Source organism: Phaeobacter sp. SYSU ZJ3003 (genome assembly GCF_041300735.1).
Lineage (GTDB): Bacteria > Pseudomonadota > Alphaproteobacteria > Rhodobacterales > Rhodobacteraceae > Phycobacter > Phycobacter gallaeciensis_A.
Genome location: NZ_PXNU01000083.1, coordinates 1 through 15,009, shown reverse-complemented (window position 1 = coordinate 15,009; position 15,009 = coordinate 1). Strand labels below are relative to the sequence as shown.

Here is a 15,009-nt window from a genome sequence, read left to right as displayed (position 1 = left end):
TCAACCGCCCCAAACTGCCCTCAAGCGGCAACATCGGCGCAGCCGAAGACGTTGTTCAGACGTTCCATAAGACCCAAAATTGACGCATTATGCCCACAATAAGGCCGCAAAGACGGCCGTTGGGCAAGACGATACAGGCAATGAACCAGGTGACCCGCTTTGGCGGCGTTGTCCGGTCTATAAGCGAGCAAAAAAATGAGTAGTGTTGGATATATTTCCCGCGATATGACGGGAACGACCGTACAGGGTGTGTTTGCTGAAGGTACGCCGGCCCACCTGAACGTCTCTCAAACAAAAGACATTTCCCTGAACCTTGGCCGATCCGCGGTCGAAAGTTACGCACGGCATGGCGCAGATCTGCATATCGTGCTGGCCGATGGCCAGACCCTCGTGCTGGACAACTTCTTCAGTTACGGCGCGACCGGTGGCAAGAACCTGTTCCTCAGCGCCGATGGCCAGTTCATCGAGGTTGTGCTGGAGGACAAGGCCGATGGCATGTTGTTTGCCAGCTACGAAACACTGGACCTCTCCGGGAAATGGAGCGCCTATGACGAGCTGGTGTTCCTGGATGTCGACCGCATCGAACCGGTGATCGCCCCGCTGGCAGCGCCGCTGCTGGGTGGTTTTGGCGCCGCCGGTGTCGCAGCGGCTGGGGTGGTCGGCACCGCCGTACTGGTCACAGACGACAGCGAGACTGGAACGCCTCCGGGCCGCGGCCGGGTGCCCACGGTGGACGACCCCGATGCGGTCTACCCTATCGCCGGCTCGACCAACGATCCGGTCGTGATCACCGGCACCGGCACCCCAGGCTCTGAGGTGCGGGTTCTGATCGGCGGCCATACGGAAACAGTGACCATCCGCGATGACGGCACCTGGACGGCGACAATCGCGATCAACGATCTGCCGCCGGATGGCAATTATGATACCACAGTCGAGGTCACCGACCCGGACGGGAATGATTTCAACCTAGACGGGCCGACGGTGATCATCGACACCACCCCGCCCGAGGCCGAGGTCACCAGCGGCACCCAGTCCACCGGTGATATCGTCAATGCGATCGAGCAAGCCGATGGCCCGGTCATCACCGGCAACGGCGAGCCCGGCGCCCGTCTGAACGTGCGGATCAACAACGTCACCCAACGCACCACGGTCAACGAAGACGGCACCTGGTCTGTCACCTTTGATCCTGCCGATATTCCCACTGGCGAATACGAGACCGCCGTGCGGATCCGAACCACAGATGAGTTCGGCAACCGCAATACCTATCATGATGTGCTGGTCGTCGACACCATTGCGCCGCCCATCGGCATCGACACAGTCGAAGGTGACGATAAGATCAACTTCATCGAACTCTTTGACGGCGTGCGCCTGACCGGAACCGGCGAAGCTGGCGCCTCAATCTCTGTTGATTTCCAGGGTGTTACGCGAACCACAACCGTTGCGAACGACGGCACTTGGTCGGTAATCTACGGCGCCGAACATATCGCTGACGGCGTCTATGACAGCACCATATCTGTGACCTCGGCCGATGCAGCAGGCAACAGCGCCACCGAAACCCATACGGTGCATATCGATACGGAAAACCGCGTCACGATCAACACTCAGGTGGGTGATGATCACACCATCAACGCCGCCGAACAAGCCGCAGGCGTAACTCTGACCGGCATGGCCGATCCGGGCGCCACCGTTGTTGTTACCTTCGAAGGTATCAGCCACACAGTCACTGCCGGTGCTGACGGCAGCTGGTCATCGGCTTTCTCCACCGCAGAGATCGGAACCGGCACCTATGATGCTACCGTCTCGGCCGTTGCAACGGACACCACGGGCAACGTCTCGACGGATACCGAAACCATCGGCGTCGATACAGAAATATCCGCCACGCTGGATGCGCAGCAGACCGGCGACAACATGCTGAGCGCGGCAGAAGTCGCCAATGGCTTTGCCCTCACAGGTACTGCCGATGCCGATGCCACTATCGAAGTAACGCTGGAAGGCGTCACCCGCACGGTTACTGCCGATGCAAACGGCAACTGGCAGGCGGATTTCGCGGGCAATGAGCTGTCGACCGGTGAATACGACGCTGCGATTTCCGTGACGGCGACAGATACAGCTGGAAACAGCACCACAACAACCGGCAGTCTGCGCGTTGACACCGCCACCTCTGTGACCATCGATTCAAATCAGGTCGGTGGTGATGACGTCATCAACGCACCCGAAGCAGCAGCCGGTGTCACCCTGACCGGCACCGCCGAGGCAGGCGCCTCGGTTGCAGTGACCTTCCAAGGCGCGACCCGCACAGTGACTGCAGATGGCACCGGCGCCTGGAGCGCAGATTTCGCCGCGTCCGAGATCACTGGCGGAGAATATGACGCCCCGGTGACCGCTGTCGCCACAGATGCCGCGGGCAATACCGCCTCCGCTAGCAGCACCCTGCATATCGACACGGAAACCAGTGTCACCCTGAACACCGCCCGTGCAAAAAGCGACGGCATCCTCAACGCCGAGGAAATCGCTGACGGCGTGACCCTCTCCGGCTCCGCCGAAGCCGGGGCCTCGGTCGCAGTGACCTTCCAGGGGCAGACCAAAACCGTCGTTGCCGATGCTGATGGCCAATGGAGCGTGGATTATGCCCCCTCCGAAATCGCAGGCGGCGAATATGATGCCCCGATTTCCGCTACTGCAACAGATATTTACGGTAATACGGCCAGCGCCACCGGCACCCTGCGCATCGATACCGAAACCGCAGTGACAATCGATCCGGGACAGGCAGGCGGTGACAATATCGTCAACGCCGCCGAGGCCGAAGCCGGTGTCACCCTGACCGGTGTCGCGGAACCCGGCTCCGAGGTCTCCGTCACCCTTGCCGGTATCACCCGCGCCGCGGTGGTAGATGCCTCCGGAAACTGGAGCGCAACCTTTGAAGCGGGCGCCATCGCCCCCGGCGAATACGACAGTGCCGTGACCGTAGCAGCCACAGATGCAGCCGGAAACACAGCATCGGCGTCTTCAGTCCTGCGGGTGGATACGGTCGCCGGTACGGTCACCCTGTCGCCAGATCCTGTGGAGCTTGACGATATCATCAACGCCACCGAGCGTGCGAACGGTGTCGAGATCAGCGGCACCGCCACCCCTGGCCTGCTGGTTACAGTCGGGCTTGGCGCCGCCAGTAACCAGGTTGTTGCGGATGTGAACGGTAACTGGAGCACCACTTTCCTGGCGGGTCAGATCCCACAAGGCAACGCAGAACTGCCGATCACTGCCTCCATTGTCGACAGCGCCGGAAATACCGCCAGCGCAACGGATACAGTGGCGCTGGACACGCTGGTCGACCCCTTGACGGTTGCCCCGGACCAGACCGCCGACGATATCATCAACCTCGCCGAACGCGCGGCGGGCGTCACTCTGCAAGGCACCGTGGAACAGGGATCCACCGTTCAAGTCACGATCGCAGGCGTCACCCATGCGGCGACTGTGGATGCTGCCGGCAACTGGAGCGCCGATATCGCCGGTGCAGACCTGCCCGACGGCGATTATACCGCGACAGCAACTATCACCGCGACGGACGGGGCAGGAAACGTCCAGTCCCTGACCGAAAGCTTCACGGTCGACACCAGCTACACTACGCCGGATGTGGATGCCGTGACCTTCTCCAGCAGCGATGTGCGCCGGATCAGTACCGAAGGCGCAACCGACAGCTACACGGTGAATGCCCTTAATAGCGATGGTTCGGTCACAGCCCCCACCGCAAGCGTCGATCAGGACCCGGTGTTGGGAACCGAGTTCACCTTCTCGACCCCAGTGTCGGACGGCACCCATCTGGTGATTACTAGCGAGGATAGCGCTCAGAACGCGTCCAGCACGCTGGTCGTTCTGGAGGACAATGCGACCAACAGCGGCGCGCTGGATCATGCGGGGCTACCGCAGTTCAATATCGATGCTCTGAACCTCGACTATGCTTCCGACGTCTCGCTCAGCCTGACCGAGGCCGACATCAAGGCGCTGTCGGGCAATTCCGACACTCTGACCGTGCATGGCGGGGCGGATGACACGCTGACCGTTGCCAATGCATCGGCCGCAGGCGTCGAGGCCGTCGATGGACAGATCTACAACGTCTACACCGTCGGTGACGATGGCACCAAACTGCTGGTGGACCAGGACGTCAACGTTCTCATCTGACGACATGTTCCGGCGACGGGTTTTCCCTGCCGCCGGAACCAACGACAAGCCGAAAACCGGCGACGCAGAAGAAGGGCAAAGGGCAGGATGCACTTGGGACGATCCGCTGGAGTGATTGCGCTGTTGTGCAGCCTGTCGGCCTGCGCAGAGCAATCGCCGTTCCTGCTGGGCGGCGGTGACGATGCCGTTGCCGGAACCTCCAGCAATTTTGCGCAGACCGAGGGCGAGAACAGCTCCGAGGTGATTTCGGCCCTGATGCAGCGCAAGTCCCTGCTGGAACCCAACAGCGTCTATCGCCGGGTTGGGGATGCGGCGATCGAAGCGTCCTCCCGCGCCTCCGAAGCCGAGTTGATCAGCGCCAAACTGCGCGCCGAGGCAAAATCCAAGAACTGGCTGCCCACCATCGGCCCCTCTGTCAGCCTGACGGACCTTGGCGATCTGGTGGCCGGGATCCTGATCGAACAGATCCTATTCGACAATGGCCGCCGCAAGGCAGAACGCGCCTTTGCCGCCGCCGACGTCGAGGTCGCGGCCGTCAATCTGTCAATCGACATCAACACGCGGGTCCAGACTGCAGTTGGTCTATACTCTGCAGGTCTGCGCGGCGACGAAAAGGCCGCTTATCTGGACCGCGCCATCCGCCAGATGAGCGAGTTCCGCCGCATCGTGAAAGGCCGTGTCGATGGCGGGCTGAACGATCAGTCCGATCTCAACGTGGTGGACAGCAAGATCAGCGGGCTACGCACGGCGCGGGCCACCGCGCAGGACGCCGCCGCCACCGCGCGGGCCGAGCTTCAGGCCATGACCGGTCAAAGGTTCCCGGAAAAACCTGCCCGTATGGATCTTGGTACCCCCCCGCAACAGGCCGCCTTTCTGGACGTGCTGAAAGCCCAAGCCGAAGCCGATCGCGCCATTGCCGAGGCTAAGGCTGGCCGCGCGGGCCTGTTGCCGCAGATCGCTGCTGCCGGGAACGCCACCACCGATGGGTCCGGCGCCGGTCTGACCCTTGATCTGGCGACACCTCTTGGCCTTGGCACGCCTGCCGCGCTTAAGGCGCTCGAAGCCAGCAAGGAAGCCGCCCGCCGCACCATTGGCGAGGCCCAGGAAGACGCCCGCCGCACCTATTCCCGGCAGATGCAGCGTCTTGCCTCATATATCCGGCAAGAAAGCGAAACCGCTGCCCTCGCCCGTGCCAGCCGCGAAACGTATAAGCTGTTCAAATCTCAATACGAAGCCGGTCAGCGCCCGGTGATGGAGGTCGTCTCCATCTACGAAGAGCTGATACGCCGCGAACAGGCACATATCGAAGCCAAATACGAAGTCATCCTGATCCAGTTGGAACTGTCGCGGGATATGGGTCTGTTGGCAGATGGGACTAAAATATGATCAGGTTCCCCGGAAAATTCAGAAGACCCAAGAAGGCGGCCAACGCAGAGCCCCCGGCACAGCCGGTGCCGATCTCCCCTGCTCCGGAACTGTCTGCGTCTTTGTCCCCTCCCCCCTTCACCGCCTCTGCACCGGAGCCGATGACTGTCAGCCCTGCGCTGGAACCGGCAGCCGACCCGCTGCCGCTGCACCGCGAAGACATGCAGATCGCCGCAACCGGCGCCCCTACCCCCGCGCCGTTGGGCGACACTGCTGAAGATGCGCCGCTACAGCCGGAGATCGCCCCAGAAAATGCAGATGGTGCCGCCGAACAGGCAACCAAAGCACCGGCCGCCGGTGCTGATGAGCGGATCCGGCACCGGGCCGAGCTGATTTCCACGCTTGCCGCCCTCAAAGGCGCCGAAACTCAGACCAGCGATATTGCCAGCTCCCTCTGGCGCGACGGCAAGGGCGACACCTCGCCCAATGTTCTCGCCAAGGCGCTCGGCTCTGCAGGGCTCAAGGCCCGGCTGCAAAAGACGAAGAAAATCACCCCCGGCCTCTGGCCCGCACTGGCGATGATGCAAGGCGGGCAATGCGTTCTGGTCCTGGAGCAGACCGGTCAGTTTCTGACCATCTATGACACCAGCTGCCCCGACAACCGCACCGAAGTGCCTCTTGGCGACTTCAGCCCCTATTTCACGGGACAGGTTCTGACTGCCCGTGCCTCCGTGTCGCAAATGGCCGCACGCCATACCCCGCAGCTGGAAAACAGCCATTGGTTCTGGGGCGAATTCCCCAAATATCGCCGCCAGGTGGGCGAAATCATGCTTGGCTCGCTGGTGGCCAACGTGCTTGCCGTCTCGGTCGCGTTGTTTTCGCTGCAGGTCTATGACCGCGTCGTGCCGCACCAATCCCATGCAACGCTGTCGGTTCTCGCCATCGGAGCCTTTCTGGCCATCATGCTGGAGGCGCTTTTGAAAGTGGCCCGTGCCCGGCTGACGGATACCGCAGGCCGCCAGATCGAACTCTCGGTGCAGCACAGTCTGATGAGCCGGATCATCGGCATGCGCTCGGACAAGAAGCCCCTGCCGCCCTCAGGCCTGTTTGCCGCGATGCGCGATTTCGGCTCGGTCCGTGAATTCTTCACCTCCTCGACCATCTCGACGCTGGCCGACATTCCCTTCATCGCGGTGTTCCTGCTGCTGGTTTCCTCGATCGCTGGGCCGATTGTCTGGGTGATCGTGTTGGGCGGGCTGCTGATGCTGCTGCCGGCCTATTTCATGCAGAAACGCATGATCGCCCTCACCCGTCAGACCCAAGGCGCCAATGCCAAGGCCGGGCGCCTGCTGCACGAGGTGGTGACCGAACTCGACACTCTGAAAACCCAGCGCGGCGAGGACCGGGTTCTGCGGCTCTGGGATGAACTGAACGTGCTGTCCTCCCATTCCTCGACCGAGCAGCGCCGCCTGTCCAGCGCCCTCACCTACTGGTCTCAAGGTGTGCAACAGGCCACCTATATCGTCGCCGTGGTGCTGGGCACGCTGATGGTGTTTGCCGGGGAATTCACCGTTGGCACCATCATCGCCACCGGCATCCTGACCAGCCGCACGCTGGCACCGCTGACGCAGTTTGCCGGCACGCTGGCGCGCTGGAGCAACGTCAAGGCCGCCCTCGAAGGGCTGGAGGCTATCGCCACCGCCCCCCAGGAAAACGACAGCCAGCGCAGCTATCTGCGCCGCGATACCCTCACGGGCCGGTTCGACCTGCGCGAAGTGGTATTCCGCTACGATCCCGATGCCGCCCCGACGCTGGACGTGCCCGCCGTGGCGATCCTTCCCGGCCAACGTGTCGCCATCCTTGGCGTCAACGGCTCCGGAAAATCCACCCTGCTAAAGCTGCTGTCCGGTCTTTACGCACCTGAAAAAGGCCGCGTGATGGTCGATGGCACCGACATCAGCCAGATCGACCCGCGCGATCTTCGCCGCAACATCGGCTATCTCAGCCAGGATGTGCGCCTGATGGCGGGCACCCTGCGCGACAACCTGAACCTTGGCCAGCTGGAACGCGACGACAGCCGCCTGATGGAGGCCCTGGATTTCGCCGGACTCGGCGCCTTTGTGCGCAGCCACCACAAGGGGCTGGATCTGGAAATCGGCGATGGTGGCGGCGGTCTGTCGATCGGCCAACGCCAGTCCATCGGATGGGCACGCCTGTGGCTGCAAAACCCTGCGGTTGTCCTGCTGGATGAACCGACGGCGGCGCTGGACCAGACGCTGGAGCGCACCATGGTCAGCCGCCTGGAAAGCTGGCTGGAGGGCCGCACAGCAGTCATCGCGACCCACCGGATGCCGATCCTGTCGCTGACCAACCGGACCCTGATCCTGCAGGCAGGGCGCATGGTCGTGGACGGCCCCCGCGATCAGGTACTTGCTCATCTTGCGGCGGGAGATAAGAAATGACAGCCACCAGCCACTTTGACCTGATGGAAAGCTCGCGCAGTTCAAGCCGGATCATTCATCTGGTTGGGGCGGCGCTGGTGATCTTCCTCACCTGGGCGGCCTTTGCCTCGGTCGATGAAATCGTACGCAGTGAAGGCCAGGTCGTATCCTCATCCAGGGCCCAGATCGTACAGAACCTCGAAGGCGGCATTCTGGGCGAATTGTTCGTCCGCCAGGGCGACGTGGTGCAGGCCGGTCAGGTGCTGGGCAAGCTGCAGGACACAAAATTCCGTGCTGCCGCTGACGAACTGCAGGAGCAGATCGACGCCCTGGAGATCAAGCAATACCGGCTTGAGGCCGAGATGAGCGGCGCTTTTGAGTTCAATGTCCCGGCCCATCTGACCCAGCGATCTCCTGAGATTCTGGCCTCTGAACGCGCGCTGCTGAAGGCGCGCCAGACGGATTTCAACAGCCGCCGGGAAAGCGCGCATGCCATCATGACCCAGCTGAACGAGGAGTTGGAGAACCTCAAACGGCTCTACAAAACCAACATCGTGGCCCTGACCGAGGTCAACAAGGCGCAGAAATCGGCCACCGATGCCGCGGCCAAATACAATGAAATCGGCACCCAGAACGAGCTGGACCTGGCCGAGGAATACTCCGAAGCCCTGCGTAAGCTGGCCTCGCTGCGCCAGGAGCTGCGTCTGGCGCAGGACCAGCTGAACCGGACCATCATCACCGCGCCGATGTCGGGCATCGTCAACAGCCTGGCTGTGACCACCATCGGCGGCGTGGTGCGCCCCGGTGAAGAGATTTTCGAGATCATCCCGCTGGGTGAAGAGCTGTTCGTCGAAGCCCGTGTGAACCCCAAGGACATCGCCAGCGTGCAACCCGGCCAGGACGCCACGATCAAACTGTCGGCCTATGACTATACGATCTATGGCGCGCTGAAGGGGAAAGTGGATTTTGTTTCGGCGGATACCTTCGAGGATGATCGCAACCCACGGGCAGAACCGTTTTACCGAGTGACTGTACGGGTCGACAGATCCGGCTTCACCCAGCGCCAGCAATCCATCGAGATCCGCCCCGGCATGCGCGCAACGGCAGAACTTCAGACCGGCTCCAAGACGGTGCTGAATTACCTTCTCAAACCGCTCTACAAATCACGTGAAGCGTTTCGCGAGCCCTGAGACTGCGGCGCCTTTGCCGCGCATATCTGTATGGATCAAATATTTCGGGACCATCTGTCCCATAGGTGACCTGCCTTGGCCGGTCTTCCCTCTGCGCAAGTCCCGACCTCGTTCTGCAGGCGGGCATACGCGAAATTTCTTTTCGCGTGCAGGCACGGTTTCCGGATCAACCGGCGCGTTGCATCAAAGTCCGCAGCGTACCGTCCAGAACCGACCCAAGGGATACCCGTCTGGATCCGATGGCCGCCTTTGACGAAATCACCGACACCAGTCGCGGCGCATGACCTGCCGTGACTTCGAACACCGGCGAGCCTGAGGCGCCGTAATCAACCCGGCAGGACATCACCAAAGTCTGGTGCTGTTTCGCCAGCACCTGGCATCCACGCTCAAGGTTGGGTCTGGTCGCCCGGGTATGCGAATAGGACAGAACCCCGACCACATCCCCCCGGTCGGCATGCCACGACAGGTCCAGAGGCCGGATTTCGCGGGCACTGATCGGGCTATTGAGCCGCAGCACCGCCAGATCGCTGCCGATCTGCGCCACGCCGCCGTTGCCGGTCCGGTAACCCGGATGCAGAACCGCCTTGGTTACAGTTCGCGACGCCTTCACCCGTTGTCCGTTCAGGCCAGCTTCAAACTTGATTGTCCTGGGGTCTACCCTGCGCCCTGTTGACGGATCGAACAGGCAATGGGCCGCCGTCAGTACGAGGTTATTCGCAATTAGGGATCCGGTGCACATATTGCGCCCGGCAATATTGAGACGGCCTACGGCCTCCCAGCCCGGCATCGAATTGACGCTTGGACGAAGCTCATCGGCTTCGGCGCCGCCGGACAGCCCGAAAGACAGGCAGACCGCCGCTATCGCAGCTCTTAGTCTCATTGTCATCCACTCCACTTTCCACACCTGCATCCTGTTGGAGGCCTGCGGCTGGAATGCGGCTCAATCTTGCGTGGACTGGACGAAATGATGGACAGAATATGACGCGGTAAACAAACCCTTAACCCCCCGGCTTTTCCCTCTTCAGCATGAACAATTCCTTTGGAAAAGCCTAACAAAGCTTGCGGATTGTCCGAAAATTTTAGTCAAACGCCCAAAAAATATGAGTGAATTCTTCGTCTATAGGGCGTGAAATAGGGGGGTGAGGGGAAACTTCTTGTCAATAAAGTCGCGAATCCGGGGGTGAATCGCGGGGAATGTGGCGAATCTTGGCCCGTTTCCACCCCGTATGACGCGCCGGGTTCAGGCGGTCGTGCCACGCCCCCGCCGCATTGCGTTAAGATATCGCAACGTGGACCAGCAGGAGGCGCTGCAGGGAAAAATCAACCGAGGCGAGCACCAGTCTGCGGGTCGAACAGGACCGCCCGCTCCATACTGACGGCAAAGTCCATGGTACCCTCAAGGATCATGGCGTAGCCTGAGGTCCCGCGCGCCAGCACTTCCTTCCCGTTCCAGGTCAGAACACAAAGCGTGTCTGCGCCGGTCGCCTCGGTCACGTCGATCTCGCAGGGCACCACCTGCCCCGAGGCTGCAATGGAGGACTGGGTGATCATCTCGGGGCGCAGCCCCAGAACCAGTTTCTGCCCCATCCGTCCCTCAAGCTGTGCGGCATGGGCGGAAAGGTCCAGGACGACGGTCTGATCCACCCCTTCTGCCCGCACGGTGATTTCCGCCACCGGACCGCGATCCGAAGGCTGCGGCACCACCTCGATGAAGTTCATCGGCGGCGATCCGACCAACCCGGCCACGAACATATTCGCGGGCTGCTCGTAGATTTCCGCAGAGCTGGCCAGTTGCTGTACCTCACCATCCTTAAGAATGGCGATCCGGTCAGCGAGGGTCAGCGCCTCGATCTGGTCGTGGGTAACATAGACCATGGTGGCGTTCAGCCGCTTGTGCAGGCGCTTGATCTCGGTGCGCATCTCAAGCCGCAGTTTGGCATCCAGATTGCTGAGCGGTTCATCAAACAGAAACACCTCGGGATCGCGTACCAGCGCCCGGCCCATGGCGACCCGCTGCCGCTGACCGCCGGACAATTGGCCCGGTTTGCGGTCCAGCAGGTGATCCATCTGCAGCATCTTCGCGACCTCCAACACCCGCTCCTTGCGCTCAGCCTTGGGCATGCCGCGCATCTCAAGGCCAAAGGCGATGTTCTGTGCCACTGTCATGGTCGGGTAAAGCGCGTAGGACTGGAACACCATGGCGATGTCGCGGTCCTTCGGGTGCACATCGTTGACCACGCGCCCGCCGATGCTGATTTCGCCCTCGGTCACGCTTTCCAGCCCGGCGATCATGTTGAGCAGCGTGGATTTCCCGCAGCCCGAGGCACCAAGCAGCACCAGAAACTCTCCATCCTGAAGATCGATCGACACGCCTTTCAGGACTTCGACCGTGCCGTACCGCTTGACCGCGTTGTTGATTGTCAGAGACGCCATGTGACTATCCTCATCCTTTGACCGAGCCAGCGGTAAGTCCGCGCACGAAGTAGCGGCCCGCGACGATATATACGAAAAGCGTGGGAGCTGCGGTGATCAGCGCCGCCGCCATGTCCACATTGTATTGTTTGACCCCAGTAGTGGTGTTCACCAGGTTGTTCAGCGCCACGGTGACGGGCTGTGCGCCGCCGGTGGTAAAGCTGGCCCCGAACAGGAAGTCGTTCCAGATCTGGGTGAATTGCCAGATCACCGAGACCACGATGATCGGCGGTGAAAGCGGCAGAATGATCCGCCAGAAGATGGTGAAGAACCCGGCGCCGTCGATGGTGGCCGCACGCACCAGCTCATCCGGGATGGTGACATAATAATTGCGGAAGAACAGCGTGGTGAAGGCCAGGCCATAGACCGAATGCACCAGGATCAGCCCGTAGACCGTGTTGGTGATGCCAAGCCGTCCCAACGTCTGCGCCATCGGCAGGATCACCACCTGAAACGGCACGAAACAGCCGTGTCTGACGTCAGCGCCTATGGGACAGATTTAAGGTTTTCGTAACGGAGGATTTCTGGTTCATCGCAGCCATTATGGAGCGAAGATGAACAAGAAATCCGGGACATCGAAGGACGCGTCAGACAAGCTGGTCAAAAGCATCCGCCGCAAGACGCGCAAACAGTATTCAGCAGAAGAGAAGATCAGGATTGTGCTGGCAGGCCTTCGCGGCGAAGAAAGCATTGCCGCGCTCTGCCGCCGTGAGGGTATCAGCGAAAGCCTGTATTACACTTGGTCGAAGGAATTCCTTGAAGCGGGCAAGCAACGCCTTGCGGGAGATACTGCCCGCCAAGCCACCTCGCCTGAGGTCAAGGAGTTGCGCTCCGAATCTGCGGCGCTCAAGGAGGTCGTCGCTGACCTTATTCTGGAAAATCGTCTGCTCAAAAAAAGTATGATCGGGGATGGGGAGTGCGAGGCATGAGATACCCTGCATCAGAGAAGCTGGAAATCATCCGCACTGTCGAAGCCTCACATCTGCCCACGCGTCAGACGCTGGCCATGCTCGGCATCCCACGCACGACCTATTATCGTTGGTATGACCGCTGGTCCGAGGGCGGGCTTGACGCGCTAGACGATACGGCACCTCATCCCGGGTCTGTATGGAACCGCCTCCCGGGTGAGACGCGGGTGGACATTATCGAGTTCGCGCTCGAGCATGAGGATCTGACACCCCGGGAACTGGCGGTGAAATATACCGATGAGAAGCAGTACTTTGTCTCGGAATCATCAGTTTACCGTATCCTTAAGGCGGAGGATCTGGTCACGGCTCCAGCCCATATCGTGATGAAGGCAGCCAGTGAGTTCAAGGATAAGACAACGCGTCCCAACGAACTCTGGCAGACCGACTTCACCTACCTCAAGGTCTTGGGCTGGGGCTGGTTCTATCTCAGCACCATCCTCGATGATTACAGCCGCTACATCATCTCTTGGAAGCTCTGTACGACCATGAAAGCCGAAGATGTGACCGCCACGCTCGACTTGGCGCTTGCTGCCTCTGGCTGCGACAGCGCAACTGTTGTCGCCAAGCCCAGATTGCTCAGCGACAACGGCGCGTCTTACATTTCCGGCGACCTGGCGGATTACATCGAAGACAAGGGCATGACGCATGTGCGTGGCGCCCCTTACCACCCACAGACCCAGGGCAAAATCGAACGATGGCACCAGACCATGAAGAACCGTGTCCTACTGGAGCACTACTTCCTACCCGGCGATCTCGAGCGCCAGATCGCGGCCTTCGTCGACTATTACAACAACCAACGATACCACGAGAGCCTGGGCAACCTGACGCCAGCCGATGTCTACTTCGGGCGCGATGAGCAAATCCTAAAACAGCGAGAGGAGATCAAACGAAAAACCATGCTCAAGCGGCGCTTGCGCCACCAAACTGAAAACGCATAAACTCAATCAAGGATGAGCCAGAGCCTCCAAACCGAAAACCGATCAGGTGTTCCAAATTATCTGACGACGCACAATTTTGTAGCCTGTTTTGGTGACTTTCTGACATTGAGCCGGTTACCGTCGCGGACAAGCTGGATCAGGAATTTAGCCGCCTCGGGATTGCCATCCTCTGACGCCTGTTCAAGCATGTCGATCGCATCTGGACCGCTTGCGCGCATATTGATGCCGTATAGCTGTCGCAACGCCTCCAGCTTGGCGATACGGGGTTCACCTGCCGCACGCGCCTTTTCGGCAAAGGTTTCGAATTGCCCGCGCCGGTCCTTCCCAAGGTATCCAAACATCGCCCCTTCAGCCAGGGTCGCCCAGGCCGCGCCAGTGCCCAGCTCCCCGCTTTGGATCAGCAGGGCCTTTGCGGTCTTGCGGTCTGTCTGACGCCACATCATATCCGCGCCAAGGTGGAGCAGGCCTTCGCCATTGCCCGCCATTGCCGCATCTTTGAAAAGTGCGGTCGCGCGGGGCCGGTCTTTGGGGAGGTCGCCACCAAAGAACAATAAAGTGCCCAGAGCCACCTTGGCCTCAGCATCGCCAATATCCACGGCGCGTTCCAGCAACTGCACACCGGTGGCAAGGTCTTGCTCCATGATCCGGCCACTGATGAGTTGTTCCCCCAGGGTGCGCATTGCATCCGGGCTTCCCTTCTGCGCTGCCAAGCTCAGATAGTCGCGCGCCTTGCCCGGGTCAGCAGGTGTTCCCACGCCCCACAAAAGCGCCTGCCCCAGCGTTTCTTCTGCGAGCAGATTGCCCTTGTCAGCGGCCGTGCGCAGCAGGCGCACTCCCCTTTCAGGGTCCGCCTCGACATAAAAGCCATCGAGCAGGACTTTGCCCAACACCGCTTGCGCTGCCGTGTGATCGGCCGCCGCTGCCTGTGAAATCAGCGCCATCCCCCGATCCTTGTCCTGGGGTAGCCCCCTGTTGCCATAAAGGAGGATTTCACCAAGCTGGAGTTGAGCGTCAACGGCGCCCGGGTCTGCGGCAGCCTCTTGCAAGGCGTCAAACTCAGCTGTTTGGGCGTGAATAGCTGGCCCGGTGGCGCTGAGAATTACAACAAGACCGATGCCAATTCGTTTCAATAGAGGAGGACGTACGGACATTTCCCTTCCCTCACTATTTACCCTTTTATTAGACGCCTTTGAGGCCGCCTTTGTCAAATGAATCCAGATGCGGCAAACGTATGGTCCTATGGTAGCGGGGGACACGCGCCGCTCTATTGGCTTATCTAAACGGTTCAATTTCAAAGCCCTGCGCAGAGGCGATCCAAACTCGATTGCCTTAGCAATGGTATGAGGCTGAATGAATTACCGGGCCGCATCCTACCCAAATACAGAATGCTCAGGGGGAATGTCCCGATCGATGTTGAAAAGCGTTTCGGGCGACGCTGCGGATTTCATGGTTATGCGGC

The 15,009-nt window shown here is 60.6% G+C and carries 8 protein-coding genes and 1 pseudogene; 5 read left to right on the top strand and 4 right to left on the bottom strand.

The annotated features are described in order from the left end of the window. Positions 1 to 195: 195 nt before the first annotated feature. From C6W91_RS19880 to C6W91_RS19865, 4 genes are all read left to right on the top strand, one after another. Entirely contained in the window at positions 196 to 4,176 is a 3,981-nt protein-coding gene (locus tag C6W91_RS19880) for an Ig-like domain-containing protein (RefSeq protein WP_370571463.1), read from the top strand. Positions 4,177 to 4,263: 87 nt separating this feature from the next. Beyond that, positions 4,264 to 5,562, top strand: a complete 1,299-nt coding sequence (locus C6W91_RS19875; RefSeq protein WP_065272831.1) for a TolC family protein — start codon at positions 4,264 to 4,266, stop codon at positions 5,560 to 5,562. Next, the gene (locus tag C6W91_RS19870; protein ID WP_370571462.1) at positions 5,559 to 8,003 is read left to right on the top strand and encodes an ATP-binding cassette domain-containing protein; all 2,445 of its coding nucleotides are present in this window, start codon (positions 5,559 to 5,561) and stop codon (positions 8,001 to 8,003) included. The genes C6W91_RS19875 and C6W91_RS19870 overlap by 4 nt, the downstream gene beginning before the upstream one ends. Beyond that, positions 8,000 to 9,172 carry an HlyD family type I secretion periplasmic adaptor subunit gene (locus tag C6W91_RS19865; RefSeq protein WP_065272830.1) on the top strand — a complete coding sequence of 391 codons (1,173 nt, stop codon included), beginning with the start codon at positions 8,000 to 8,002 and terminating at the stop codon, positions 9,170 to 9,172. Before C6W91_RS19870 ends, C6W91_RS19865 begins: the two co-directional genes overlap by 4 nt. A 166-nt stretch (positions 9,173 to 9,338) precedes the next feature. Here C6W91_RS19865 and C6W91_RS19860 read toward each other — a convergent pair whose 3' ends face one another. The 3 genes and pseudogenes from C6W91_RS19860 to C6W91_RS19850 form a co-directional block, all read right to left on the bottom strand. Then, positions 9,339 to 10,052 carry a serine protease gene (locus C6W91_RS19860; protein WP_082996173.1) on the bottom strand — a complete coding sequence of 238 codons (714 nt, stop codon included), beginning with the start codon at positions 10,050 to 10,052 and terminating at the stop codon, positions 9,339 to 9,341. A gap of 440 nt (positions 10,053 to 10,492) precedes the next feature. Next, positions 10,493 to 11,605, bottom strand: coding sequence for an ABC transporter ATP-binding protein (locus C6W91_RS19855; RefSeq protein ID WP_370571461.1), 1,113 nt, complete (start codon positions 11,603 to 11,605; stop codon positions 10,493 to 10,495). Between the two features lie 10 nt (positions 11,606 to 11,615). Further along, positions 11,616 to 12,113 (bottom strand): annotated as a pseudogene (locus C6W91_RS19850) (carbohydrate ABC transporter permease); the annotation flags it as partial. An 85-nt stretch (positions 12,114 to 12,198) separates the two neighbouring features. On the opposite strand from C6W91_RS19850, the gene C6W91_RS19845 reads away from it, so the two are divergent. After that, a protein-coding gene (locus C6W91_RS19845; protein WP_370571460.1) for an IS3 family transposase occupies positions 12,199 to 13,550 on the top strand; the annotation gives its coding sequence in 2 pieces (ribosomal slippage) (positions 12,199 to 12,535 and positions 12,535 to 13,550; 1,353 coding nt in all). A 56-nt stretch (positions 13,551 to 13,606) separates the two neighbouring features. On the opposite strand, the gene C6W91_RS19840 is transcribed toward C6W91_RS19845, so the two are convergent. After that, the gene (locus C6W91_RS19840) at positions 13,607 to 14,701 is read right to left on the bottom strand and encodes a tetratricopeptide repeat protein (protein WP_370571459.1); all 1,095 of its coding nucleotides are present in this window, start codon (positions 14,699 to 14,701) and stop codon (positions 13,607 to 13,609) included. Between the last annotated feature and the right edge of the window lie 308 nt (positions 14,702 to 15,009).

Excerpts from the sequence above, each read along its gene's own strand:
- C6W91_RS19865 (WP_065272830.1), top strand. The coding sequence starts at position 8,000 with ATGACAGCCACCAGCCACTTTGACCTGATGGAAAGCTCGCGCAGTTCA.
- C6W91_RS19840 (WP_370571459.1), bottom strand. The coding sequence starts at position 14,701 with ATGTCCGTACGTCCTCCTCTATTGAAACGAATTGGCATCGGTCTTGTT.
- C6W91_RS19880 (WP_370571463.1), top strand. The coding sequence starts at position 196 with ATGAGTAGTGTTGGATATATTTCCCGCGATATGACGGGAACGACCGTA.
- C6W91_RS19860 (WP_082996173.1), bottom strand. The coding sequence starts at position 10,052 with ATGAGACTAAGAGCTGCGATAGCGGCGGTCTGCCTGTCTTTCGGGCTG.
- C6W91_RS19870 (WP_370571462.1), top strand. The coding sequence starts at position 5,559 with ATGATCAGGTTCCCCGGAAAATTCAGAAGACCCAAGAAGGCGGCCAAC.
- C6W91_RS19875 (WP_065272831.1), top strand. The coding sequence starts at position 4,264 with ATGCACTTGGGACGATCCGCTGGAGTGATTGCGCTGTTGTGCAGCCTG.
- C6W91_RS19855 (WP_370571461.1), bottom strand. The coding sequence starts at position 11,605 with ATGGCGTCTCTGACAATCAACAACGCGGTCAAGCGGTACGGCACGGTC.